This window comes from Bradyrhizobium neotropicale, from assembly GCF_001641695.1.
Lineage (GTDB): Bacteria > Pseudomonadota > Alphaproteobacteria > Rhizobiales > Xanthobacteraceae > Bradyrhizobium > Bradyrhizobium neotropicale.
The window spans coordinates 52,697-78,166 of the sequence record NZ_LSEF01000037.1; the positions used below are offsets into that span (position 1 = coordinate 52,697).

Genomic DNA, 25,470 nt, shown 5'->3' on the forward strand with positions numbered 1-25,470 from the left:
GGCGCCAGCGCAGCGGGCCGACCGGCGGCGCGGCATAGGCGAGTCCCTTGAAGGAGGCGACCTCGCCTTCGACGGCGCCGAGCATCTGTCCTTCGCGCGTCAGCGCAAATGGAAACTGGCCGACCGGCTGGGCCGCGGCGAGGCCGGCGCAGCACAGGATTGCGGTAGCCAGAGCAAGCGCAAGCAAGGACCGCATCTTCGGAGGATCTCGATGCGCGGAATGGTTCCTCGAGAAGTTACGTCCGCAGGCTGCGGCGAGGCAAGCCCGACGCGACGTCGAGCCTAGCTGTGCTTGCTGGTGAGCTCGGCGAGCGCGCGCCGCGCGACGATGCCGAGTTCACCGAGCGTCGAGTGCCCGGATTGCGCCGCCTTGATCAGGTTCTCGGCGATGAATCTGCGGCTGTCGTGATCGCCGCCGTGCGGCAATTGGCGGCACGTCTCCTCCAGGACGACGTCCATGTTGGCTTTGGTTCGCTCGCTCAACTCTGTCATGGCGCTGGTCGGTACGCATGGGTGACGAAAAACGCAGCATACACAGAAGCATCCCGCCTGATTAGTCCGGAAAATCACGCATATGGCGCCGTTGTGCGTCGCGACGCGTGTATCTCCATGACCTTCGCGTTGCCGCGGTACCGCTCCAAACGACTACCGAAGATTGAAATTGCTCTAATGACAAGCCGGTCCTGCAGCGATAGCCTGCCGGCAAAACAAAACGCACGGGAGGAATGCCATGCCTGACGCAATGGTCGCTGCACGTGCCTCTGACGCCGCGAGCGGAGCCATCCAGCAGGTCGATGTCGCCGTGGTCGGCGCCGGCTTTGCCGGCCTCTATCTCCTGCACCGGCTGCGCAAGGCCGGCTTCTCGACCGTCGCGCTGGAAGAGGCCGGCGATGTCGGCGGCACCTGGTACTGGAACCGCTATCCCGGCGCGCGCTGCGACATCCAGACCATCGACTACAGCTACACCTTCGATCCCGAGCTCGAGACGGCCTGGACCTGGTCGGAGAAATACGCGACCCAGCCGGAGATCCTGCGCTATCTCGGCTTCGTCGCTGACCGTTACGATCTGCGCCGCGACATCCGTTTCAAGACCAAGGTCACGGAGGCCAAGTGGGACGAAGCGGCCGAACGCTGGCGGCTCGGCACCGACAACGGTGCACCCGTCTCCTGCCGCTATTACATCATGGCAACCGGCTGCCTCTCGGCACCGAAGCCGCCGGAGATCGACGGCGTCAAGGATTTCCAGGGCGCGGTTTACTTCACCGGGCGCTGGCCGCATGAGGGCGTCAACCTTGCGGGCAAGCGCATCGCCGTGATCGGCACGGGCTCCTCCGGCATCCAGTCAATTCCGCTGATTGCCGAGCAGGCCGCGCATCTCACCGTGTTCCAGCGCACGCCGAATTTCGCGCTGCCGGCGCACAACGGGCCGGCGCCGGACGATCGCATGAGCCTGTTGCAGGGCGACCGTGCCGCTTATCGCGAGCAGGCGCGCCAGTCGATGGCGGGCGTCCCCTATCCGCAGCAGACCGCGGTGAGCTGGCAGCTCAGCGATGCCGAGCGCCGTGCGTGCTTCGAAGAGGCCTGGGGCAAGGGCGACCTCGTCTACATCCTGACGCAGCTCTGGGCCGACCAGGCCGTCGACTTCGACGGCAACGCGCTGATCTGCGACCTGATCCGCGAGAAGATCACGACGATCGTGAAGGATCCCGAAACGGCGGCCGCCTTGATGCCGCACGATCATCCGTTCGGCGCAAAACGTCCCTGCCTCGACACCAATTACTACGCGACCTACAACCGGCCGAACGTCAAGCTGGTCAATCTGCGCCAGGAGCCGATCAAGGCGATCACCGCCGGCGGCATTGTGACCGACAAGCGCAGCTTCGACGTCGACGTGATCGTGTTCGCAACCGGCTTCGACGCCATGACCGGCGCGATCCGCGCCGTGCATCCGATCACGGGACGTGGCGGCAAGTCGCTGTCCGACGTCTGGGCGCAGGGGCCGCAGACTTATCTCGGGCTCACGGTCGCGGGCTTCCCGAACTTCTTCATGATCACCGGGCCCGGCAGCCCGTCGGTGCTGTCGAACATGGCGGTGTCGATCGAGCAGCATGTCGACTGGATCGTCGACCGCCTCACCGCGCTACGCGATGCCGGCTTCTCCACCATCGAGGCCACCGAGACGGCGCAGGCCGGCTGGGGCCAGCACATGGCCGACTGCTCGATGCTGACGCTGCACCGGCTCGCCAACACCTGGTACACGGGCGCCAACGTGCCCGGCAAGGTGCACGCGCTGATGCCCTATACCGGCGGCGTCGGTCCCTATCGCAGCATCTGCGACGAGGTCGTAGGCCGCGGCATGCTCGGCTTCAGGCTCACCGGCGCCGGCGGCGCCGCGCAATGCAATGACGGCGAGATCGTGCGCCTGCAGCCGGATGTCCGGCTGGTGCTGAACCTGCTCGGGCAGTTGAACCTGCCGCCGATCGAGTCGATGGGCGCGCTTGGCGCGCGCGCCTTCGTCAACGAGTTCAACAAATCGCGGCCTGCGGGACGCCCTGTCGGCGAAATCGTCGATGGCACCCTGCCCGGCAGCGACGGTCCGCTACCCTATCGGCTGTATCGACCGGCGACGCCGGGGCCGCATCCGGTCGTGGTCTATTTCCATGGCGGCGGCTGGGTGCTCGGCGACGAGCAGTCCGACGATCCGTTCTGCCGCGACATGGTGCGGCGAACCGGCATGATCTTCGTCAGCGTCGGCTATCGCCATGCCCCCGAGCATCGCTTCCCGACCGCGGCCGAGGACGGTTATGCCGCGACACGCTGGATCGCCGAACACGCGGCCAAGCTCGGCGGCGCGCCCGGCGCCGTGCTGGTCGCGGGCTGGAGCGCCGGCGGCAATATCGCTGCCGTCACCTGCCAGCTCGCGCGCGACCGTGGCGGCCCGGAGATCGCCGGTCAGCTCCTGATATGCCCGGTCACCGACTGCACCTACGAACGGCCGTCCTACAACGACAATGCGACCGGCTATTTCCTGACGCGCTCTCTGATGTACTGGTTCTGGGACCTCTACTGCTCACCGGCCGACCGCACCGATCCGCGCGTCTCGCCGCTGCGCGGCAAGGTCGCGGGCCTGCCGCCGGCCTTCATCGTCACCTGTGAGTTCGATCCCCTGCGCGACGAGGGGATCGCCTATGCCGAAGCGCTCGCGGCCGCCGGAGTGCCGGTCGAGCAGCTCAAGGCGCGCGGTCATTTCCACTCGTCCTTCACCATGGTCGACGTGGTGATCACCGGCGTGCCGGGCCGGGTGCAGATGGCCGAGGCGCTGAGGCGCTTCGCGGGATTTTACAAGATCGCGGCGGCTGCGAGTTAACCGGTGACGGACTGCCGGGAACCATTTCCCGGCCGCCACGTTAGCAGCGCGTGGCATTGAGATGCAGCGATAGATGTGTGGGCCCCGGCACGCAAGGCACGCGTGCTGGGGCTCTTTTTGGGTGAGGGGGAGTGCGATGGGAGACGCGTCTTTCAGTGATTCCAAGGTCAATTTCAGCGCGGCCGCCGTACTGTACAAATGGCCTTCGCTCGGCAATCAGCGCCGGTCGGATCGTACCTCCTATCAAGTGATCGAAGGCACGCTCGATCAGTGCATTTCGGCCTTCATGGGCAAACCTGCGGCAACCCGGCACCTCTATGAGATCCGCGCAACGCCGCAGCCGCCACTAGTCACGGCAATCCTGTCGCCAGAGCACATCGCCGAGCTGTCACGCTTACGGGAATTTCTCTGATCGCGTGCGGCTGCTGTCGTTTGCAGCGCACGACAAGCTTCGCGCGACAGTAGGAACCTTCTGCCGGATTTTCCCGTTATCAGTGCATCGGAAAATGGCGTGAGTGCCTACGATGCTTGAAGCGGACGTATCATCCCCGATGGTGCCTTATGGCGCCGATCAAACCATATTCGTGGTGGTCGACCGTCTCGACAGGGCGACAGAAATCCGCATTGAACGAAGCGACATCGAAGTCACGATCGACGAACTCGTCGCCGGCTGCTTCCACGATCCTGTCCAGGTGATTTCCTTCAACACGCTCGAACATTGGATGAAGGACATCTCGACCGAGATCGCCGGCGAAATCCAGGCGCGCTGCGACATCGACGGCGTCACGCTGCCCGACTATCTCAGTGATTTCGTCGAGAGCCATAGCTGATCGCCCACGATCGCATCGGCCCGGCCAAATTCGCAAGCCCGCAAAAAACGACGCCTGGAGCGACCGGAGTTAGGCGCGCTGATATCTGCCGGCGATCACCTCGATCTCGCGGCGGCGTTCGCCGGCGAAGGTCAGGAGCTGTTCGATCGTCCGCGTATCCGTGATCCGTTTGGCCAGCCGTTCGGCGCGCGCGGCCTGATCTTCGAGATACTGGATCGTGTTCAAGCGCCGCCTCCCCGAGAGCCCGATTTGTTTGGGCACCCATGGTGCGTCAGAGCGGCTAACAGCCGGTTAAGCGCGCGGCGCTCGATGTCGATCGACTACGTCTATCGCACCACGTCGAGCCGGACATTGGTGATGCCCTTGTCCTCCATGCCGAGTGCGGCGGCAGCAGAAGGGGTAAGGTCGACAACGCGCCCCCGGACATAGGGCCCGCGATCGTTGACCCTGACGGTGACGGAACGGCCGCTGGAGACATCAGTGACGCGCAGGCGCGTCCCGAACGGCAGGGTCGGATGCGCCGCGGTCAATTCGTTCTTGTCGTACTTCTCGCCGCTCGCGGTCTCCGTGTCCGAGTAGAAGCTGGCAACGCCGTGCGCGGCTGTCTCCGTGGCATTGCCTCGATCGACCGGCGCGCGCGCACGCCTGATCGGCCGAGTATGCAGGGCTGCAACCCTATGAGGCCGCTCGACGGTGGCCTGGCGGCTGGTTCCGACAAATCCGGAGGCCGCCTGGCGGCCGGCCGGCGATTGCGCGCACGCGGCGAGGGAAGCGGCGCCGATCACGGCGAGCAGAAGCCGGCATGAGGTTGCGGGAGAAATCCGGGCACTTTCGGTATGTGCATAGCGAGACATGATACGCCCCTCCGAACAACCCTAGGTTCGTTCGGCAATGGGGGCAGAACCTTGTCGGAAGGAAAGCAGGCCTGAGGCGACCGTCGTTTCGGGCCGGCTGTGACGATTCCACCACAGTTTATGTCCTGAATCGGGACAGGTTCCCACCGAACCGGCCAAAAACTCGACGCAAGGCAAGACGCAACGTCACAGCACGAGCGCTGCGCCGCGCTTACGGGCCAGCGAGTCCTTCTTAAGGATGCGCACGAGCTCGCGCCAGTAGAGCCATTGCCAGCGAGTCGTCAGGCTGGCGAGAAAGTCGAGCTCTCGTTGCGTCAATGTGCACATCACGAACCCGATCCAGTTGAACGCGTCAGCCGACGAGACCTCCCATCGGCCTGACATCTGCGCTGTCGGGGAAGACGGCGCTGGCGAGCAGATTCTCCTCGACGCGCAGATGATCCCTGAGCAGGCCCTTGAGCACGGCGCGCAGATCGATGGTGGGCTTGAGATCGCGGTCCTCGAACAGCTGCGCCGGCTTCAGTCCCGGCCAGTCCGCGATCACGCGGCCACCGGCGAGCGCACCGCCTGCGAGGAAGGCGACTGTGCCGGTGCCGTGGTCCGTTCCGCCCGTCCCGTTGATGCGGGCGGTGCGCCCGAATTCGGTGACGACGGCGACCACGGTCTCGTGCCAGGCTTCGCCCATGTTGCTTTCGATTGAAGCGAAGGCACCGTCGAGCGCGCCGAGCAGATTGAAGAGCTGGCCCGAAGCCGCGCCTTCGGCGATGTGCGTGTCCCAACCGACGAAGCCCATGGCGCCGACACGCGGGCCGTCGGGTTTCGCCAGATAGCGTGCGGCGGTGCCGGCGGCATCGGCAAAATAGGCGCGTACACGCGCGATGCCCGGCGGCGCCAGCGTCGGATCGTCCGACATCGGATCGCCCATCGCGGGCGTTCCGTCGAGCGATGCGAGCCTCACGCGCGCCTGGAGCACACTCGCGAGCTTCGGGTCGGTGTGTTGGTAAAGGTCGAGCAGGCGGTTCTGCGTGTCCGCACTCGCCGGCAACAGCTTCTGCGGCACCCATGTCATCACCGGCGCGGAGCCGCGGACCACGAGCGGCGTCACCGAACCGATGCCGAGCGCGCGGCTGCCGCGCGGGTCGACACGACCGCCGGACTCCAGCGCGAGCAGCGCACGATTGAGCCATCCCGATCCGGTCGCGCCTGGCTTGGCAATGCCGCTTTCGAGCACGTCCTGGCCGTCGAAATGCGAGCGTTCGCGATAGGGCGTCGCCGTAGCGTGGACGATCGCGGCCTGCTTGTTCTTGTAGAGCCGATACAGGTTCGGCATCGCCGGATTGAGCGCGAACAAGGAATCGAGCGGCAGCGCCGGCGTCTTGCCGTCCAGCACCAGCGCGCGATCGCCGCGCAGTGAGATCCAGTCGGAATCGCCGACCGGTGCGACCGCACCAAGTCCATCGAGCGCGCCGCGCAAGATGACGACGAGCAGGCGCGGATCGCGCCCCTCGGCGCGCGCGAGCCGCGGCATCTGGCTCCATGCGAACAGCGCACCGGAGCCGACCAGAAGCTCGCGCCGCGTGGGCAGGTGGACGATGCTCATGCTCACCTCCTCTGAAAATCCGCCGACATGAACAACAGCGCGAGCGCCTGCTGCCGGCTCTCGGCACGGCCGACCGCCTGCGTCACTTCGGGCGAGATTTCCGATGCGAAGACGTTATCGATGATTGCCTGCGGGTCTGTGATGCCCGTCACGCGCTCGGCAAAGAAGTTGGCGACGTCGAGCCGCCGTCCGACGCCGTCGATCCAGCTTGCCTCATCGTCCGGATAACCCTTGGGCGCGGACGGACGCCACAGTGCCTCGCCGAGCAGCTCCTGTCCTCCGGTGTAGCGCACCGGATCAACCTGCGTGATGCCAGTTGCGCGCACCATGCCGACGACCCATTCGCCAGGACGCTTGAGTTTTGATGGCGGCCCGCGCCACGCCTCGTTCGACGATACCATCGCGATCGCGACCTGCTTGAGGTCGCCCTCGGTATCGCGAAACGTCTTCGTCATCTGCTCGACCAGCGCTGGCGGCGGCTCGTCGGCGACGAAATGGCGCGCAAGTTTTGTCGCGAGATGCGCTGCAGTCGACGGATGCGCGGCAAGGTCGCGCAGCACAGCACGGCCCTGCTCCGCATCCTCCTGCTCGTAGCGCTTGCCGAGCACCGTCTGCCCGCCGGGCTCATGCAGCCGCGGATTGAAGGTGAACTCGCCGCCGTGCTGGGGATCGGCGCCGGGGGGCAACAGCGTCCAGCCCGTCAGGACGTTGGCGAAGCTGATGACGTCGTCCTGGGTGTAGCCGGTGCGCACACCGAGCGTGTGCAGCTCCATGATCTCGCGCGCGAAGTTCTCGTTGAGGCCGCGGCTGCGGTTGATGCCGGCAGTCGAGTTCGCGCCCATCGAATCAGTATTATCGAGATAGAACAGCATAGCCGGGTGGCTCTCGACGGCCAGGAGCAGATCGACGAAGCGACCGAGCGCGTGAGCGCGGATGGCTTCGCGCTCATAGGCGCCGGACATGCTCTGGATCTTGTTGGCTGAGACGCAGAAGTGGTTGGACCAGAACCACACCAGCCGCTCGGCAAAACCGATATCGGCGGCAAGCGCGGCCTCGGTGCGCACCTTGGCTTCCTGCAAATAGATCGGACGCCCGGGATCGGGAATGGCTTCGGCTGCCTTCTTCGCCGCCATCTCGGCCGCATCCTTCTCCTCGCTCGCGCTCTGCGCTTGCCCTTGAGTTTGGCTTTGGGTTTGCGCCTGAGTTTGGTCTTCAGCCGCAGCGGGCGCCGAAGCCACCTGCTGCTTCTTCGCCTGTTGCTGGGCCTGCTTGGCGCGGGCGGTTCGGCGCGCATTGGCGTCGGCAACCGTACGGAAGGCCTTGGCGCTGGAGGGAAGGCTGGCCGCCGCGGATAGCGCGAGCGGCCGGTTGAGCTCGGCAATCAGCGCGCCACGCGGGTCAGTCCCAACGGCCGCAATCGATCCAGGTCGCGGCCCCATCCCGAAACGATGAAGGGCCAGCACAGCTTCGGCTTTTGCAGAATTGCTCATGGCGAATGCCCAATTCTCCGCGCCTGCCAGACAAGCAGCGCAGAAGCGTCGCTTGAGGTTACGATCTGTAATGCTACGAACCGTAGCATTCAGCCTATGGCCTCGCAAGCAGAGATTGAGACATCGCGGGCAAGAAATCGGGAGGCGCCCGTCCGATGTAACGGACGGGCGGTCGGCGCGGCCTTAGAAATTCGGCCCGAGCGCGATCTTGGTGATCGTGCCATTCCTGACCCCGATGCGCCATTCCGCCGAGCCGTTGGCGAACTGGGCGATGTAGATGTCGCTGTCGAGCGCGGTGACGCCGCGGAACGAGACCGCACGCAACGCGCCGAGCCGCGCCAGGATCGCCTGATCGAACGGAAGCTGCTGACGCGTGATGTTGGCAACCTCCGATGTCATGTGGTCGTAGTCCGGCTGACCTTTGCCGACGCCCTCGATATAGCGCCGCAGCATCTCCTCGCCATTGACGATCGGAACGGCGCGGCGCGCGGCGCGCCCCTGCCGCGCCCCGACGGTCGAGGCCTCGACATTGTGAAAGCGCGTCTGCCGGCCCGGCACCAGGATTTCCAGGCATCGCCCCGACTTGTCGGCAATGACCCACGGGCTGTTCACCGTAGTCATGTGAGCCCACGACATGTTGGCCCTGACGACGCTCTCTGTCCTGCGATTTCCGTCCGCATCAAGGTTGAAGACCTGGATGTCGTCGCCCATCTCGTTATAAATCATGATCCTGATCGGCGACGTGCCGGCGCGGCCGCGCACACTCGCCTCTTGCGAACAGGAGACGATGCCGCCGAGCTCGTCATTGCCGTCGGGGCGGAAGAGCACGTCGGCGGCCTTGCCGTCCGGCTCGAGCAGCAGGCGGAACTCCGCTGTGCCGTTCTCGAATTTCGCACCATAGATGTCGTAGCCGCCGGGACCGACACCGCGGAAGAAGATCGACTCCACCGCGCCGAGCGCCAGGAACGTCGCGTGCAGCTCGTCGAGCTGCAGATGGATCTTTGCAGCTAACGGCGCGCTCATGCGATCGTAGTTCGGCGTGCCGCGGCGCATGTCCTCGATCCCGCGCAGGATCACTTCCCTGCCGCCGGCGGCCGGGACCTGCTCGCGGAAGCGATCCGGCACCTCGGCGATCCGGCGGGCGAAGTCCGCTTCGATCGCCTTGGCCACAGACGCGTCGATCCGCTGCGCGAGGCGGGCGCCGGAGACCGCAGTCTGGAGCAGGACGCGCGTCACTCTCGCCTGCTCGTCGCGCAGGAAGATCAGAAGATTGTCGCCCCGGATCGAGAATGCGTCAGCGCCTTCAGCAAGAAGCGCGGATCGGCCCAGTACGGTTTCCTGCACCTGAAGCCCATCCCCGTCGCGCTGAACGGTGAGTACGCGGTTCGGCGCAAGCCGATACCAGCCGACATATTGATCGAGCGGCGCCGCACCGGAGGCCGATGTCGGCATCTCCGCAATGCGGGAAGCGCGCACGTCACGACCGTTGAAATGCAGCATCAGTTCGGACGAGCGACGTTCCGCGTCGAGCGCAAACGTGATCTCGCCGAACGAAGCCGGGTAGGATGCCGTGCCATCGCCGGCAACCGTCAGCCGCAGCTTGCGCTGCCCGGTGCTCTGCCCGTACAGCTCATCGCCCTCGCGGAAGATCGCAAATACCGAAGCGGGACCCATGGCGTAGAAATTGACGAAGGGGCGGTAGTGCTGGGCCGGCGCCTCGCCGAGATCGACGACAGCGGGCACCGGGTCCGGCGTGCGATAGGCGATCATGCCGGTCGACACGATCACGGCCGGCACGATCGCGGCCGCGATCCACAGTCGCTTGCGCCAGCCGACCGCCACCGGCAGCGCAGCCGCCGCGATGATGCGCTCGACGCGGGCACGCACGGTCGAGGCCCGCGCCATCGCAAGCTCCACCGGACGCGACTTCACGCTGGTAGCAACGTCGAGCAGGATTTCGGCGTAGGACAGCCGGTCGTCGATCACCTCGATCGCCTCGGCGTCGCTGATGATCTCGGCAAGCTCGGCGAGGTGCGCAAGCTGCCACCACGAGAACGGGCTGAACCAGAACACCGCACGATTGAGGGCAGCGAGCAGGAGGACATAGAAATCGCGATTGGCGACATGCGCGCCCTCATGCGCCAGCACAGCAAGGCGCTTCTTCGCATCCCAGCCGGCGAACTGCGGCGGCACGAGGATGGTCGATCCGAAGGTGACGGGACCGCTGACCTCGCGACTGATGCGCACGTCTGCACCAATCATCGGCAGGCCCCTCATCGGCTGCGCGGCCCGCGCCAGACGCCAGGTCAGGCAGAGACCGACGGCGAGCCGCAGCAACAGCAGACCTGCGACGCCCGCATAGATGATCGTCCCCACTAGCCACCAGTCGATCGATGCGCCGCTCTTCGGCGGCAGCGCGCTCGCGGCGACCGGCAAAGCCGGTTGCGGCGCCTCCAGCATCGAGACGTCAGCGGGCCAGAACTCGTCCGGCATCGCCGCGGACACCGGCAGCCGCGCGATGGTCAGCGTCGGCCAGTGCATCACGAAGGGCATCGCCAGCGATGCCATGAGCACGACGACCCAAGCCGTCATGTGGACGTGCGGATTGCGCACGCGGAAGAGGTTGAGACCGAACCAGACGACGCCTCCAAGCACAAACGAGCGCAGCGCCGCCTCTGCCAGAGTTGCGATCATTCTTTCTTCACTCCTCTCGCCTTCTTCGCCTTGGCCACCTGGTCGGCCAGCGTGCGCAATTGCTGCTGGTCCAGCATCGCATTGTCCACCATGCCGACGAGGACCTCCTCGACCGAACCGTTGCAGAACCAGTCGACGATCCGCTGAACGGCTTTGGCCGCCACGCGCGCGCGCGGCTCGGCCGCGTGATAGACATAGGTGCGTCCGTCGACGGTGTGGCGCGCATAGCCCTTCTCCTCCAGCCGGCGCAGCACGGTGCGAACCGTGGACTCCTTCAGACGCCGCGACAGCCGCTCACGCACGATTTCGGCCGTCACCGGACCGTGGGCCCAAACCAATTGCATGACCTCGCGCTCGAGATCGCCCAGTTCGGGCAAACGATCGTCCATGGTGTCTGACCTTGCGGATGGAAGTTTCTTGTAACGCTACAGACCGTCGCATATGCGGCCGCGCCGCGCAACGGCGATTCTACCTGAAATGGTATCGCCGTGCTGACCTAAACCACCGTCCGGCCGAGGTCGGCTTGATCGCATATGCCAAACTTCAGGAGGTCGTCATGCCCGGGCTTGTCCCGGGCATCCACGTTCTTCGTACCGCAGGCAACGCGTGGATGGCCGGGACAAGCCCGGCCATGACGATGTAGAAGCGTCAGCGCACTTAGCGCCCGCATCATATGCGGTTGGATTTGGCCCGACGCTCAGTAATGCGGCTCGTACATCTGCGACGAGACCTGGGCCATCACGTCGTTGGGCGCGGGACCATCGGCGAGCCCGCGCTGATAGGCCACTTGCGCGACGGCAGCGGCAATGCGCGCGGAAACCTCGCGGATGCGGGGCAGCGCCGGGTAGAGGCTGCCTTGCGCGAGGTCCTCCTTGCCGACGCAATCGGCGAGCGTGTGGGCCGCGGCCATGAACATCTCGTCCGTCACCAATCGCGAACCGCTGGCGATGACGCCGAGGCCGACGCCAGGGAAGATGTAGGAATTATTGCCCTGGCGCGGCACGAAGGTGCGGTCGTTGAGCGTCACGGAATCATAGGGGCTGCCGCAGGCGAACAGCGCGCGGCCCTCGGTGTAGCGATAGGCATCCTCCGCCGAGCATTCCGCCTTCGAGGTCGGGTTGGAGAGCGCGAACACGATCGGATGCTTGTTGAGCTCGGCCATCGCCTTGAGCACGTCGGGCGTGAAGGCGCCGCCGACTGCAGCGACACCGATGATCGCCGTCGGCTTCAGCGTCTTGATCGCAGCGAGGAAGTCGGTGATCGGCGCCTGGTCGGCATGGGCATAGCGGAGCTTGTGGCCGGAAAGGCCCGCACGTCCCGCAACGACGAGGCCGCGGGAATCCACCAGCCAGTTGCGCCGGAGCGCTTCGGCGTCCGTGGCGCCCTCCGTCATCATGGCGGAGACAACGAGATCGGCGATCCCGGTCGCCGCCTCGCCCGCGCCGAGGAACAGGATCTTCTGGTCCCTGAGCTTGCCGCCGCTGACTCGCAGCGCCGAGAACAGACCGGCGAGCGCGACCGCCGCCGTGCCCTGGATATCGTCGTTGAAGACGCAGGCTTCGTCCCGATATTTGTGCAGCAGCTTGAATGCCGAATGGTTGGCGAAATCCTCGAACTGGATCAGCACGCCCGGAAACGTTTTTCGCGCGGCCTGCATGAACTCGTCCACGAAGCTGTCATAGGCCTCGCCCGTGAGCCGCCGCTCGCGCAGCCCGAGATAATAGGGATCGTTCAGCAGCTCTTCGTTGTTGGTGCCGACATCGAGCACGATCGGCAGGCATTGCTCCGGATGCACGCCCGCACAGGCCGAATAGAGCGAGAGTTTGCCGACCGGGATGCCCATGCCGTTGGCGCCGAGGTCGCCGAGACCGAGGATGCGCTCGCCGTCGGTCACAACGATGAGTTTCGCCGGATAGGGCCAGTTCTTAAGGATCTCGGCGATCTGGCCGCGATCGCGCGAGGAGATGAACATGCCGCGCGGCCGCTGGAAGATCAGGCCATATTTCTGGCAGGCGAGCCCAACCGTCGGCGTGTAGATGATCGGCTGGATCTCGTCGATATTGTCGCAGACGACGCGGAAGAACAGCGCCTCGTTGCGGTCATGCAGCGCGTTCAGCGCAACGTATTTTTCCAGGTCGGTCGGCAGCGTGCGCAGATTGGTGAGCACGCGCTCCGCCTGCGTTTCCATGGTCAGCACGCAGGGCGGCAGCAAACCGCGCAAGCCGAGCGCGGCGCGCTCCTGTTCGGTGAAGGCGGTGCCCTTGTTGAGCAAGGGATCGCGAAGCAGCGCCATGCCCTGCAGCGCGGTGGAAGATGGTGTCGAGTGGGCACTAACCCGGTTAGGTCTATTCACGAATTCCCCCCAGGGAGTTTCTTATTGAACCGCGAACATTGTCGGCCACCACACCCTGGAGATCAAGGACGTTGCCACGCATGCGTCGATTGTGATCTCGCACCGCAGCGAGATTTCCGTAAAGACCGCAAGTTGCATGCGACGACAAAGTTAACGCCGCAAACCCGTCGCCCTCATGGTGAGGAGCGCGGAACGCGCGTCGCGAACCATGAATGCCCCTATCTCGCCCGCTTCCCATCCTTCGAGACGCCCGCTTCCAGCGGGCCCTCAGGATGAGGGGGAGCGCTTTGTGATACTGCAGCGCTACTCCGGCTTGATGTCGGCGGCCTTCACGACCGGCCACCATTTTTCAGTCTCGGCCTTCTGGAATCTCTCGAGCGCTGCGGGCGATTGCTGCTCCAGCGGCGGAATCTCCTGCCCCAATTCGGCAAAGCGCTGCTTGACTGACGGATCGGCCAGCACTGCCACGATCGCCGCGTTGAGTTTTGTGACAATTTCTTTGGGCGTGTTCTTCGGTGCCCAGATGCCGTGCCAGTAGGAGATGTAGAGGCCGGGCAGCCCCGCCTCGTCGACGGTCGGAATGTCGGGCGCGGACGCGAGCCGCGTCGGCGACGTCACCGCGAACGCCTTGATCGCACCGTTCTTGTATTGCGGTAGCGAGTTCGACGCCTGGTCGAACATGATGTCGATCTGCCCTGCCACCAGATCGATCATCGCGGGCCCCGCGCCGCGATAGGGCACGAACTGGAAGTCGGTGCCGGTCTTTTCCTTGAAGAAGACGCCGGCAACATGCGCGCCCGTGCCGGCACCGGCGGTCCCGGCGGTGGCCTTGCCGGGATTTTCCTTCAGCCAGGCGATCAGCTCCTTCAGATTGTCGGCCTTGAGCGTCTTCCTGCCGACGATGAGCTGCGTGCCCATCGCGATCATCGCGACCGGCTCGAAATCCGCGATCACGTCGTAGGGTAGCTTGAAGATCGCGCCGTTCAGAACATGCGTGCCCCAATGGCCGATCGTGATCGTCGTGCCGTCCGGGCTCGCGCGCGCGACACGGGCGCCGGCGATGCTGCCGGAGGCGCCCGCCACGTTCTCGACAACGACCGTCGTGTGCAATTCAGCAGCGATCCGTTCGGACAGGATCCGCGCCAGCGTATCGGTCGGGCCACCCGCCGCGAACGGCACGACGAGCGTGATGGGTCGCGACGAGAAGGATTGGGCGCTGGCCGGCGCGGCCCAGGGCGCCAACGCACAAACGATCAACGCGCAAACGATCACTTGGCCGCGCAATCCAGCCCACAGCCCCCGCATCATCCTCACCACCCTTTTCGTCGCCCGCATGTTGGCAGCGGGCTGGAGCCGGAGTGAACGCTGCCAGGCGGACAGAGGCAAGCCGGAAATTTGTCGAGCGGCTATCCGGTCGCGCGACGGGGCGTCAGGTTCGCGGCCGCATCGGCCGGCGGCGCGATCTGCATCAAGATGGTCTGAACGGGAGATGCGATCTCGATCCCGGCCTGCTGGAAGCGCAGCTTCATGCGGCGGTTGAATTCGCGCTGCACCGGCCAGCGCCCCGAATCCGTGCAGCGGATCTGGCCGACGATCGACACCATCGCGCCGTCGACCTTGTCGATGCCCCAGAGCTCGAGGTCGCCGCGGATCGCCGCACGGAATTCCGGCTCGCGGCGCATCTCGTCGACGATCTCCTTGAGGATCTGGCCGGCACGGTCGGTGTCCTCCTTGTAGGCGACGTTGACGCTGACCGACGCATTGCCCGCGCCGCGACTGGAATTGGTGATGGTGGTCACCGCGCTGAACGGCACGATGTGCACGGAACCGTCACCGGCGCGCAGGCGGATGGTGCGGATCGAGACGTTCTCGACCACGCCGGTGAGACCCGACACACTGACGGTGTCGCCGACCTGCACCGTGTTCTCCAGGAGCAGAAACAGGCCGGTGATGAGGTCCTGCACCAGCTTCTGCGAACCGAAGCCGATAGCAATGCCGACAATGCCGGCACCGGCAAGCAATGGCGCGACATTGACGCCGACCTCGCTCAGCGCAGTGAGACCGACGACGGTGGCGATCAGGCAGAGCAGCACCGTCCGCAGCATCGGCTGGAACGTGCGCAGCCGTGCGGCGCGGGCGTAATGTCCGTCCCGCGACAACGTGTTGATCTGACGTTCCAGCAGCGCGTTGCTGGCTTCCCAGACTATCGCGGCAATGGCCGCGGCGATGCCGATGGTCACCACCGCCGATATCAGCCGGCTGCCGATCTGGCCCCCATAGAACCAGACGATGGCATCGACGCCCCAGACCTCGAGCACAGCCACGAAGCCGATGAAGGCGATGACACCAGAGACGATCCTGCGCAGCAGCGGCAGATAGCGGTTCGCGCGGATCTCGAGGCCGGGGAATCGCTGCAGGATCTCCGGATTGATGCGGAAGCCGCGGTCGATCAGGCTCAGCGTCACCATGATGACGACGCGCGTGATCAGCGCGACCGCGATGGTGCCGACGAAATATTGCAGCAGCAGCGAGTAGCCGTTGCGGATGTTCAGCGCCCACACCGCCCACAGCGCAAGGTCGAGCGCGATCGCAAGATAGTGCCAGCCGCCGGCGATGCGGTTGCGCAGGCGCGCCGCAATTCCCTGCCGGCCGGCGGGCGCGCGAATGGCGTCCGCAACCTGGCGGCGGCATTGCAGAATGATGACGACGATGAAGAGATGCACGATCAACATCACCATGCGCAGCAAGGCAGCATAGCCGGCGCGATGCAGGCCGAGCAGCAGCGCCACGTTGGCAAAGCAGATGCCGGACACGCCGACGCCGACGATGCGGCGCGCCCAGATCTCGATATAGGCCGCAGTCTCGGCGCGAACCGGGAACAGGCCGTACGGTCCCGCCAGAGCGCGGACGACGCAGATGAGTCCGCGCGAGAACGCGTAGGCGTTGACGACCGCGAGGATCACGAGGCGTACCGTTATTGGATCGCCGATCTCCGTTCCCAGAAGCGCCGTGGCGATGCCGACGAAGACGCACACCGGGAGCAGCTCGAGGAGCAGACGTCCCATCACGAACGGCAGCCGCAGGAACAGCTGCCAGGCCCGCGCCAGGGTGGCGCGGCGCCGGTGCAGCTCGGGTGCGGCGGCGACATCGGCGGCGGAGGATGGCGGATCGGCGACGGGCAGCGCCTGCGCGGGAAGACGCGCGGTCTGCGGCACGCGCGATTCCAGGAATGCGACCGGACGCCGGATCAGGCGAAAGATCACCCATTCGGCGCAGAAGGCACAGCCGAACACCAGCGCCAGCTTCCAGGCGATCTCGATCAGAAGATTGTAGGCGGCGGGATCATTCGCCGTGCGCAGGAACCAGTAGTAGAAGGCCGGGAAATGCGTCAGCGTCCGCGCGATTTCCGCGACCTGACGCGAGATATCGCCGATCTCCTCCGATACCGTCAGCAGGAGCTGCGCGCCGAGACCGTCGGCCGAGAGGGGAATCGGGGATTTCTGTTCGGGCGGGGGCGGCGCGGCCTGGGTCGAAGCGTTGGCGATGGCGCGCAGCGTATCGATCATCTGGGCGCGTTTCTTGTCGTCCTGCAGGGTCTCCAGCGCCCGCTTGGCTTCGTCGGGCGACAGCGTGGCCGCTCCGTTCGTTGCCGGCGCGCGCGGCTCGGCGCGGGCACCGGAGAAGGTCGAGATTGCGAGGAAGAGGACAGCGAATAGCGCTGGGACGAGCTTGTGCGACACGAAGATTCCCTGGAAAAACGGCTGCGCCCGGCGGAGACGAGACTCGTCGTCGCCGTGGCGCAGGCGTCATGTCGGATTGTGCTATTCGCCCCGATCCTGTGTCGGAAGTTTGCCGGCGAGACGACTTTCTCTTGGCATTTGCCGCAATGCAGGGAATGCCCGCGGCGTAATAGGCGAGAGCAAAGCTCCCGTCATCCCGGGCTTCAGCCCGGAATGACGGCGAGGAGGAGAAGAGAGAGAAAGCAGGATGTCGAAGGCAACTTCGCGCGGCGGCCTCGTCGCGGTCGCCTGATGCGCTGAGCGCGTCTCACAACACACCGCCGGGAAGGTAAGGGGCTTTGCCTCACTGATGCAGCCCGCTTAAACCTTGTCCCGGCGTGTCGTTCGCGGATTGAACCGCTATGCGATAGTCCGAACGAGCTCCATCGCAATTAACGCGGCTGGATTTGCGGAGGTGGCGTCATAGACCTCCCCTTGCTCTTGAGGTTGGACATTGCGCGTCGCAGATTTGCGACCCTCGGAATGCTCCTCCCGTGCCACAAAACTGTCAAGCGGGATCAGAGGTGCGCGGATCACATTTGAATGTGCTGGTTCCGCAACGTCGACGCTGCCGTGGCTGGTCCGCGACAAGATGCGGCGGAATAAATTCTTCCCCTCAGCGTTTGCGTCGATGAGGATATTCGCCTCTCCTTTCTCCGTCATTTCTAGAAAGCAAAAGATGAAGATATCGATTTGTCTCGCTGTGCTCGCCGCGCTCGTCGCCGGAGTTGGATCGGCCGCCGCGCAAAATCCGCCGCAGACCTCGACCAGGAAGGTCGACGGTACCGAGAACGTCTACATCTTCCGCTATGGCGGCCATCAGTCGATGTTCGTGGTGACACCGCAGGGCGTGATCGCGACCGACCCGATCTCGTACTTGCGTCCCGCGAAGCCCTATATCGAAGCCATCAAGGCGGTCACCGACAAACCGATCAAATACGTCATCTACAGCCACCACCATTACGACCACATCGCCGGCGGCCAGCCGTTCAAGGATCTCGGCGCCATCTTCATCGCCCACCGGCGGACCAAGGAGCGCCTGCTCGAGCTGAAGAAGCAGAATGCGCTGCTGTCCGACGTCGTGATGCCGGACCAGGTGGTCGACGACAAGAAGACCATCACGCTCGGCGGCACCACGCTGGAGCTGAACTATGTCGGCCGCAACCATTCGGACAATTCGCTAGTGATGCGGCTGCCGAAGGAGAAACTCGTCTTCGTCGTCGACTTCGCACCGATCGAGTCCGTCCAGTTCCGCAACATCCCGGACAATGCGTCGCCTCTCGAATATATCGCTTCGCTCAAGAAGCTCGCCGCGCTCGACTGGGAGCGGATGATCCCGGGTCACCCCAATGCGGGCGGCCGGCTCGGCACCAAGAAGGACGTCGAAGACGACATCGCCTACATGGAGGACCTGTCGGCCGAGGTGAAGAGGGCCGCCGATGCCGGCAAGTGCTTCGACACCGCGATGAAGGAAGTGAAGCTGCCCAAATACGAGAAATGGGCGAACTACGAAAGCGGCCTCCCCGCCAACGTGGAGCGCTTCTGCTATTGGTGGGGCCGCGGGTATTGAGAGGGTTTTGACCTCTCCCCGCTCCTGCGGGGAGAGGCTTGCGCGAAATACGGATTCGCAAGGCAGGTCGCCGGGCGTCCCGACGCGCTCGCCTGGCACTCGCCTAACGAATGGAAAATGCAATCCATCCGCTCGCCCTCCAATTCGCCGAAGACGCGCAGGCAGACCGGCGCGTTGCCAGCATAGGTCTGGGCTCGCGCAGGACCAGCCGCCAGGAGCATGGCGAGCGCGGAAATGGCGACAACCGGCCTGAACACAACGACCTCGAATTCACAGAAACATGTCGGTCAAATCGACCGTAGATGAATTTCCGATCTGGTCAAAGTTTTGCGCGAGCCAGCTTCGCGCGGCCTCGCGCCCCTCATCGCGCAGCTGGCACAGCAAGCTCCATTCGGGATGAAACTGTGTGGCGGTCCCGAGCTGCGACATCAACTGGTCATTGCCGATCCAGTGCATGAACATGCGGCTGTGCGTGCTGCTATCGAGTTCGCCATTGTCTATCAGACGGGTGGCGAAGGCAATCGCGCGCATCTCCCGCATCAGCGACGAATTGAAGCTGATCTCGTTGATGCGGTGCAGGACATCGGCCGCGCTCGCCGGCAGCTCGTCGCGCCGGATCGCGGTGACCTGCACGATGATGACGTCGTGGCTACCCTTGCGATAGATCAGGGGAAAGATCGCGGGATTGCCGAGATAGCCGCCGTCCCAATAATGCTCGCCGTCGATCTCGACGGCCTGGAAATACGGCGGCAGGCAGGCCGAGGCCAGCACCGTGTCCGCGCTGAGCAGCGGCGTCTGGAACACCTTGATCTTGCCAGTGCGGACATTGGTGGCGTTGAGAAAGAGCTGCGGCGCCTCCGGCGACGAATTGAGCCGGTCGAAGTCGACCACGCGTTGCAGCAAGGACTGGAGCGGATTGAAGTGGAAGGGGTTGAGCACGTTCGGCGGAACCGTGTGCGTCAACGTGTGGATGAAGGCATGGACCGGGTGATATTCCGGCGGCAGCTTGAGGGCCTGGATCAGCTGGTTGAGCGGCGAAAACAGGTCATAGACCTGGTCCATCCGCGAGACCTCGTTCCAGAACGCATGCAGGTTCTGCCGGGCCGCCTCGGCTCCGCCGATGGCCATGCCGGAAGCCAGCACCACGGCATTCATCGCACCGGCGCTGGTGGCGCTGATCGCCTCGATCGCGAGCCTGCCGTCCTCGAGCACGTGGTCCAGCACGCCCCAGACGAAGGCGCCGTGCGCGCCGCCGCCCTGGAGTGCGAAGTTGACGTTTTTCTGGTTTCCGGTCCCATAGGCGGTCACTTGGCGCGCTTCCTGCCTCGCTTGGCTTCGCTCTCGAGCGCTTTCCGCACTTCGGCGAACTCACTCAGCGAAGCCTTGTCCGCGCGCGGAAAGCGCAGATCGAGCTTTTCGAGCGCCGCGACGATCACCGAGCCGATCACGACCCGCGCGAACCATTTGTGGTCGGCGGGCACGACATACCAGGGCGCATGAGGCGTCGCCGTGTGCCGGACGATATCCTGGTACACGGCCTGATAGCGCGGCCACAGCGCACGCTCCTTGATGTCGTCCATGGAGAACTTCCACTGCTTGGCCGGATCCTCCAGCCGGTCGAGAAAGCGCTCGCGCTGCTCGTCCTTGGACAGATTGAGAAAGAACTTCAGCACTACGGTGCCGTTGCGCGTCAGGTATCGCTCAAAGGCGGAAATGTCCTCGAACCGTTCTTTCCAGATGTCCCTGGTCACGAGCTTTGGCGGCAGCTTCTCCTTGGCGAGGATCTCCGGGTGGACGCGCGTCACCAGGCATTCCTCGTAATGGGAGCGGTTGAAGATGCCGATGTGGCCACGCTCCGGCAGCGCGATGACGTGGCGCCAAAGGAAATCGTGGTCGAGCTCCTTGCTGCTCGGCTGCTTGAAGGCATGGACCTCGCAGCCCTGCGGGTTGATGCCCTCGAAGATCGCCTTGATCGCGGAGTCCTTGCCGCCCGCATCCATGCCCTGGAGCACGATCAGGAGCGACCAGCGGTCCTGGGCGTAGAGCTTCTCCTGGAATTCGATGAGGTATTTCTTGTTGGCGTCGAGGATCTCCTGCCCCTGCTCCTTGTCCAGGCCCCCTTTCTCGTCGGTCTTGTGCTCTTTCAGGCGAAACTTGCCGGACCCGTCATAGCGGAACGGCGAGATATACCGGTCGAGTTGTTCAGCGAGCGATTTTGACGGCTTCTTGCTCATGCGTGCGGGATACCTTGCGTTGCGATTTCAATCGATCGAGCACGCTACCAAGGATGCCCTTGGGAAGGAATATGATGAAGAGGACGAGCAGCACGCCGTAGACGAGATTGTCCCAGCCGACCGCCTTGGTGCCGAAGCCGATGCGCAGGGTCTCCGCGAGCAGGATGGTGATGATGGCGCCGACGGTCGGACCGAGCGAGACGAACAGGCCGCCGACGATGGCCGCAAACACCATCTGCAGCGACACCGCGATGCCGCTGACCGTGTCGGGCGTGATGAACATCTGGTACTGGCAGTAGATCGCGCCGGCCAGCGCCGTCATCAGCGCGCTGATCAGCGTGATCTTCAGCTTCTCGGCGGTGACGTCGACGCCGGCGGCCGCCGCGGCGTCCTCATCCTCCGAGATAGCCTCCAGTGCGTAGCGGCTCATGCTGCGATCGATCAAGTGCCAGACGACGATGCCCGCAAGCCAGACCGCAAGCGCGATCAGGTACCATGTCGTCTTGTCGTCGAATTGCAGCGCCAGCAGCTTGTTAGTCGTGGCGCGGTTCGGCGTATAGCCGAGGGACCCGCCAGTATAGTCGCGCGTCGCCGTGATGACCTGGAGCACGATGCCGGAGAGCGCGAGCGTCACCAGCACGAAATAGTGCCCGGTGATGCGGAAACGGAAGCAGGGATAGCCGACGACGAGGGCCAGCGCGCCGGCCGCGACCATGCTGACGGGGATACCGATCCAGGGCGACAGACCGAGATGATTCCACAGCAGCGCGGTGACATAGGCGCCGATTCCCATGAAACCACCATGGCCGAGCGAAACGAGGCCGAACCGCCCCATCATCGACCAGGAGGTGTAGGCGAACGACCAGATCAGGATCAGCACGAGGATGTGCAGATGATAGGGATCGCGATAGACGAAGGGCAGCGCAACCAGTGCCGCCAAACCCACCGCCCACGCTGCAAGCCGGCCCTGCCCCGTCATCGCCGCCTCGCAAGCAGGCCCGCGGGCCGGATGAACATCATGACGATGAAGAAGGCGAAGGCGAGCACATAGCCCCATTCGAGGTCGGAGAACAGGCCGCCGAGCGAGATGATCTCGGCAAACACGAAGGCAGCGATGAAGCCGCCGATGAAATTGCCGAGACCGCCGAGCACGCAGATCAGGAAGGTGATCGGCCCGAACGACAGTCCGACGAAGGGATGCACGTCGTATTGCAGCACCAGGAGGCAGGCGGCGAGTCCGGCGAGCCCGCCGCCGAGCGCGGATGTGATGATGTACATCCGTTTGGTATCGACACCCATCAGCGCCATGATCTGCCGGTCCTGCGAGATGGCGCGGATCGCGGTGCCGGTGAAGGTGCGGGTCATGAACAGATAGACCGCGACCATGCCGACCAGGGCAGCCAGGAACGACAGCAATCGCGCGTAGCTGAAATTCATGTCGCCGAAGGCCAGCACCGGCAGGCGGATGCCGAGATTGCGGAAGTCGATGCCGAAGGCGACTGTGGCAAAGCTCTGGAGCACGAACAGCACCCCGCCGGTCGCCAGAAGCTGATTGATCGGCGGCGCCGTGAGCAGCGGCGCGATGACGAGGTAGTGGAGCAAGGCGCCGAGCAGCGCAACCAGGAGGATGGTGAACGGCGCGGCGATGAAATAGCTGAGGCCGTAATACTGCACCATGAAGTACATGGCGTACATGCCGATCATCACGAGCTCGGCGTAGCAGATCCAGGTCACGTCGATGACGCCGAAGATCAGGTTCAGCCCGAGTGCGAGCAGCGCCAGCACGCCGCCGAGCAGGATGCCGTTGATCACCGCCTCCAGCAGATAGATGTCGAAGATGTCAAGAAATGCCTGCATGCGCCGTACCCGCCATCATACCCCGAGATACGCTTCCTTGACCGTGTCGCTCGCCAGCATCTCGGCCGCGGTGCCCGAGCTGCGGATCGTACCGGCCTCGATCAGATAGGCACGGTCGACCACATGCAGCACCTGCTGCACGTTCTGCTCGACGATCAAGACGGTCAGCCCGCTCGCTCGGATTCGTTTCACGAGCTCGAACACCTGCTGCACGACGACCGGCGCAAGCCCTGCGGAGGGCTCATCCAGCAGCAGCAGCTTCGGATTCGACATCAGCGCGCGGCCGATCGCGCACATCTGCTGCTCGCCGCCGGACATGGTGCCGGCCATCTGGTGGCGGCGCTCCTTCAGGCGGGGGAACAGCTCGAAGACGAAATCGAGGCGCTTGGCGTAGGTCCCGCGCGCCTCCTTCATGAAGGCGCCCATCTTCAGATTGTCGTCGACCGAGAGCTGCGGAAACAGCCGCCGGTTCTCCGGCACATGGGCGATGCCGAGGCTGACGATGCGGTGCGCCGGCGTCGCCACGACATCGACACCCTCCATCCGGATCGATCCGCGCGAGGGGCGGATCAGGCCCGAGATCACCCGCATCAAGGTGGTCTTGCCGGCTCCGTTCGGCCCGATGACGCCGACCGCCTCGCCGGCCTTCACGTCGAGATTGACGTCGAACAAGGCCTGGAAGCTGCCATAGCCAGCATCGACGGAACGAAGCTCCAGCATGGCGCTACACTCCGGCCCGGCGGCGCGCTTCGGCGGCCGCGGCCTGTGTGGTCTCGGCATCGGTGCCGAGATAGACCTCGATCACGCGCGGGTCGCTCGCAACCGCACTCGGCAGCCCCTCCGAGATCTTCTCGCCGTGGTCGAGCACCATGACGCGGTCGACCACGCGCATCAACACGCCCATGATGTGCTCGACCCAGATGATGGTGATGCCGAGCTCGTCGCGGATCTTTCGCAGCATCTCGGCGGCCTGGTCCATCTCGGCCTCATCGAGGCCGCCGAGGCTTTCATCCGCGAGCAGCAGTTTTGGCGCGGTCGCGAGGGCCTTCGCAAGCTCGAGCTTCTTCAGGCCGGCCGCTCCTAAGCCGTCGACAGACGCATGCCGATCGGTCGGTAATCCAACCATCGCGAGCGCGCGTTCGGCCGCCTCCTCCGCCTTGACGCGGCTGTGACGGCCCTGGCCGTAGAAGCCGGCGAGCGCGACGTTCTCGAAGATGGTCAGCTTGCGAAACGGCCGCGGAATCTGGAAGGTGCGGCCGATGCCGCGGTTGATGATCCGGTGCGGGGCAAGGCCCGCGATCTCGTGCCCGGCAAACAGGATCGATCCGGAGGTCGGAGGAAGCGTGCCGGAGAGCATGTTGAAGATCGTGCTCTTACCGGAGCCGTTCGGCCCGATCAGGCCGAGGATCTCGCCCTGATCGACCCTGAACGACACGTTGTTGACGGCCTTGAAGCCGCCAAACCGCTTCACGAGCCCGCTGACCTCCAACACCAAAGCTCTCCGCCGCTACTGGTTGCTGTAGGTGGTGCCCTTCGGCAGCGGCAGAACGGCTTCGCGCTGCGCCTGGCTCTTGGGCCACACCACATAGGATTTGCCGTCGAGATACTGGATGACAACGGGGAACGAGCGCTCGTTCTGCCCGGCCATCGGCGTCCCCTCGCCGTAGAACTTGACGCCGAAGCCGAGCATGGTGCCGCCTTCCGGGATGTCGGTATCGAGCGATGCCTTGCGCAGCGCGTCCGGATCGACACCGCCATACTTCTTGATCGCGCGCGGCAGCACATCGTTCATGAACACGTAGGTGTTGGAGGCGCCGATGCCGACATGAGCCGAGCGGATGGCGACGCCGGGCTTGATCTTGTCGAACTCCTCGCCGACCATCTTGATGACCGGCGCGAGCTTCGGATCCATGGTCTTCTGGTTGGCGAGCCAGATCGAGATCGGGTCGGTGTTGAAGATGTAGGTGGCGTCGGCGCCGAGGCCTTCCTTCAGCTTCTCATAGACGCCGTAGCCCGCGCCGTGGCCCATCAGCGCGCCGAATTTCAAGCCCTGCTCGCGGGCCTGGCGCAGCAGGAGCGTGATGTCGGGATTGTAGCCGGTGTGGAAGATCACGTCGGGCCTGGCGCGCTTCAGCTTGGTCACCAGCGCTGAGAGATCCGGCGCGGTTGCCGAATAGCCTTCCTTCAGCACGACGTTGAAGCCGGCCTTCTTGGCGCCAGCCTCGTTGCCCTTGGAGACGTCGACACCATAGGCGCCGTCCTCGTGGATGATGGCGACGCGGAGGTCCTTCGGCTCCTTGCCGAACTTCTCCTTCGCGTTCTGCGCGATGAAGTCCATGGTCATCATGCCGAACTGATCGCCGCTCGCCTGCGGGCGGAACACGTATCTGTAGTTCTTGTCGTTGAACACCGCGGACGAGATACAGGTCGTCATCCACATGAACTTCTTCAGCTGCTCGACGCGAGCGGCCACCGGCACGCATTGCGCCGAGGAGAAGAAGCCGAGCACCATGTCGACCTTCTCCTGCTCGAGCAGGCGAACGGATTCGTTGATGGCGACGTCAGGCTTGCTCTGCGCGTCGGCGTAAACCGCCTCGACCTTGTAGCCCTCGACGCCGGTCTTGCTGTACTGGTCGAGGATGATCTTGACGCCGATATATTCGAGCTCCGATCCGCCGCCTGCGAGCGGCCCGGTCAGGTCGAAAATCACGCCAATCTTGATTTTTTTCTCCTGGGCCTGGGCGGACATTGCCAAGCCCGTCGCCGCGATCGCGACCAACAGCCCACGTACCAAGCGGGCAGCCATGCGCAGGCGCATCTAAACCTCCCTGGACGATTGTGC

General features: G+C 64.6%; 23 protein-coding genes. 4 read left to right on the top strand and 19 right to left on the bottom strand.

Features of this window, described 5'->3' with window-relative positions:
- Positions 1-282 precede the first annotated feature (282 nt).
- Positions 283-492 carry a hypothetical protein gene (locus tag AXW67_RS10810; protein WP_027551299.1) on the bottom strand — a complete coding sequence of 70 codons (210 nt, stop codon included), beginning with the start codon at positions 490-492 and terminating at the stop codon, positions 283-285.
- 238 nt (positions 493-730) lie between these two features.
- On the opposite strand from AXW67_RS10810, the gene AXW67_RS10815 reads away from it, so the two are divergent.
- The 3 genes from AXW67_RS10815 to AXW67_RS10825 all read left to right on the top strand — a co-directional run bounded on the left by AXW67_RS10815 (position 731) and on the right by AXW67_RS10825 (position 4,197).
- On the top strand, positions 731-3,367 hold the full coding sequence (locus tag AXW67_RS10815) for a flavin-containing monooxygenase (protein WP_063677880.1): 2,637 nt from the start codon (positions 731-733) through the stop codon (positions 3,365-3,367).
- 136 nt (positions 3,368-3,503) lie between these two features.
- A complete protein-coding gene (locus tag AXW67_RS10820; RefSeq protein WP_063677881.1) occupies positions 3,504-3,779 on the top strand; it encodes a hypothetical protein in 276 nt (91 codons plus the stop codon).
- Positions 3,780-3,891: 112 nt separating this feature from the next.
- The gene (locus tag AXW67_RS10825) at positions 3,892-4,197 is read left to right on the top strand and encodes a hypothetical protein (RefSeq protein WP_063677882.1); all 306 of its coding nucleotides are present in this window, start codon (positions 3,892-3,894) and stop codon (positions 4,195-4,197) included.
- 69 nt (positions 4,198-4,266) lie between these two features.
- Here AXW67_RS10825 and AXW67_RS43130 read toward each other — a convergent pair whose 3' ends face one another.
- From AXW67_RS43130 to AXW67_RS10870, 10 genes are all read right to left on the bottom strand, one after another.
- On the bottom strand, positions 4,267-4,422 hold the full coding sequence (locus tag AXW67_RS43130) for a hypothetical protein (RefSeq protein WP_198024679.1): 156 nt from the start codon (positions 4,420-4,422) through the stop codon (positions 4,267-4,269).
- A gap of 101 nt (positions 4,423-4,523) precedes the next feature.
- The gene (locus AXW67_RS10830; protein ID WP_027551303.1) at positions 4,524-5,051 is read right to left on the bottom strand and encodes a septal ring lytic transglycosylase RlpA family protein; all 528 of its coding nucleotides are present in this window, start codon (positions 5,049-5,051) and stop codon (positions 4,524-4,526) included.
- A 186-nt stretch (positions 5,052-5,237) separates the two neighbouring features.
- Positions 5,238-5,435, bottom strand: coding sequence for a hypothetical protein (locus AXW67_RS43135; RefSeq protein ID WP_063677883.1), 198 nt, complete (start codon positions 5,433-5,435; stop codon positions 5,238-5,240).
- On the bottom strand, positions 5,404-6,651 hold the full coding sequence (locus AXW67_RS10840) for a DUF1501 domain-containing protein (RefSeq protein WP_063677884.1): 1,248 nt from the start codon (positions 6,649-6,651) through the stop codon (positions 5,404-5,406). The genes AXW67_RS43135 and AXW67_RS10840 overlap by 32 nt, the downstream gene beginning before the upstream one ends.
- Before the next feature lie 2 nt (positions 6,652-6,653).
- Positions 6,654-8,141, bottom strand: a complete 1,488-nt coding sequence (locus AXW67_RS10845) for a DUF1800 domain-containing protein (RefSeq protein ID WP_063677885.1) — start codon at positions 8,139-8,141, stop codon at positions 6,654-6,656.
- A 183-nt stretch (positions 8,142-8,324) separates the two neighbouring features.
- Positions 8,325-10,835, bottom strand: coding sequence for a M56 family metallopeptidase (locus AXW67_RS10850; protein ID WP_063677886.1), 2,511 nt, complete (start codon positions 10,833-10,835; stop codon positions 8,325-8,327).
- The gene (locus tag AXW67_RS10855) at positions 10,832-11,224 is read right to left on the bottom strand and encodes a BlaI/MecI/CopY family transcriptional regulator (RefSeq protein ID WP_063677887.1); all 393 of its coding nucleotides are present in this window, start codon (positions 11,222-11,224) and stop codon (positions 10,832-10,834) included. The genes AXW67_RS10850 and AXW67_RS10855 overlap by 4 nt, the downstream gene beginning before the upstream one ends.
- 308 nt (positions 11,225-11,532) lie before the next feature.
- Positions 11,533-13,188 (bottom strand): NAD-dependent malic enzyme, encoded by a 1,656-nt coding sequence (locus tag AXW67_RS10860; RefSeq protein WP_082907856.1) that lies wholly within the window; start codon positions 13,186-13,188, stop codon positions 11,533-11,535.
- Between the two features lie 303 nt (positions 13,189-13,491).
- Positions 13,492-14,493 carry a Bug family tripartite tricarboxylate transporter substrate binding protein gene (locus AXW67_RS10865; protein ID WP_063678039.1) on the bottom strand — a complete coding sequence of 334 codons (1,002 nt, stop codon included), beginning with the start codon at positions 14,491-14,493 and terminating at the stop codon, positions 13,492-13,494.
- 101 nt (positions 14,494-14,594) lie between these two features.
- On the bottom strand, positions 14,595-16,928 hold the full coding sequence (locus AXW67_RS10870) for a mechanosensitive ion channel domain-containing protein (protein WP_063677889.1): 2,334 nt from the start codon (positions 16,926-16,928) through the stop codon (positions 14,595-14,597).
- 718 nt (positions 16,929-17,646) lie between these two features.
- Here AXW67_RS10870 and AXW67_RS10880 point away from each other — a divergent pair.
- Positions 17,647-18,537, top strand: a complete 891-nt coding sequence (locus AXW67_RS10880; RefSeq protein WP_063677891.1) for an MBL fold metallo-hydrolase — start codon at positions 17,647-17,649, stop codon at positions 18,535-18,537.
- On the opposite strand, the gene AXW67_RS40390 is transcribed toward AXW67_RS10880, so the two are convergent.
- Genes AXW67_RS40390 through AXW67_RS10915 form a run of 8 tightly spaced genes read right to left on the bottom strand, consistent with a single transcriptional unit; the run spans position 18,513 to position 25,446 of the window.
- The gene (locus tag AXW67_RS40390; protein WP_145927534.1) at positions 18,513-18,794 is read right to left on the bottom strand and encodes a DUF3551 domain-containing protein; all 282 of its coding nucleotides are present in this window, start codon (positions 18,792-18,794) and stop codon (positions 18,513-18,515) included. The two genes, AXW67_RS10880 and AXW67_RS40390, sit on opposite strands and share 25 nt — an antisense overlap.
- A 13-nt stretch (positions 18,795-18,807) precedes the next feature.
- Positions 18,808-19,845: a patatin-like phospholipase family protein gene (locus AXW67_RS10885; protein ID WP_063677892.1), complete on the bottom strand. Its 1,038-nt coding sequence runs from the start codon at positions 19,843-19,845 to the stop codon at positions 18,808-18,810.
- The gene (locus tag AXW67_RS10890; RefSeq protein ID WP_063677893.1) at positions 19,842-20,771 is read right to left on the bottom strand and encodes a polyphosphate kinase 2 family protein; all 930 of its coding nucleotides are present in this window, start codon (positions 20,769-20,771) and stop codon (positions 19,842-19,844) included. The genes AXW67_RS10885 and AXW67_RS10890 overlap by 4 nt, the downstream gene beginning before the upstream one ends.
- Positions 20,740-21,750, bottom strand: coding sequence for a branched-chain amino acid ABC transporter permease (locus tag AXW67_RS10895; protein ID WP_027551311.1), 1,011 nt, complete (start codon positions 21,748-21,750; stop codon positions 20,740-20,742). Before AXW67_RS10895 ends, AXW67_RS10890 begins: the two co-directional genes overlap by 32 nt.
- Positions 21,747-22,628, bottom strand: a complete 882-nt coding sequence (locus AXW67_RS10900; protein ID WP_027551312.1) for a branched-chain amino acid ABC transporter permease — start codon at positions 22,626-22,628, stop codon at positions 21,747-21,749. The genes AXW67_RS10895 and AXW67_RS10900 overlap by 4 nt, the downstream gene beginning before the upstream one ends.
- A gap of 15 nt (positions 22,629-22,643) precedes the next feature.
- A complete protein-coding gene (locus AXW67_RS10905) occupies positions 22,644-23,348 on the bottom strand; it encodes an ABC transporter ATP-binding protein (protein ID WP_063677894.1) in 705 nt (234 codons plus the stop codon).
- 4 nt (positions 23,349-23,352) lie between these two features.
- A complete protein-coding gene (locus AXW67_RS10910) occupies positions 23,353-24,120 on the bottom strand; it encodes an ABC transporter ATP-binding protein (protein ID WP_063678040.1) in 768 nt (255 codons plus the stop codon).
- Between the two features lie 15 nt (positions 24,121-24,135).
- Positions 24,136-25,446 carry an ABC transporter substrate-binding protein gene (locus tag AXW67_RS10915; RefSeq protein ID WP_063677895.1) on the bottom strand — a complete coding sequence of 437 codons (1,311 nt, stop codon included), beginning with the start codon at positions 25,444-25,446 and terminating at the stop codon, positions 24,136-24,138.
- Positions 25,447-25,470: the final 24 nt, after the last annotated feature.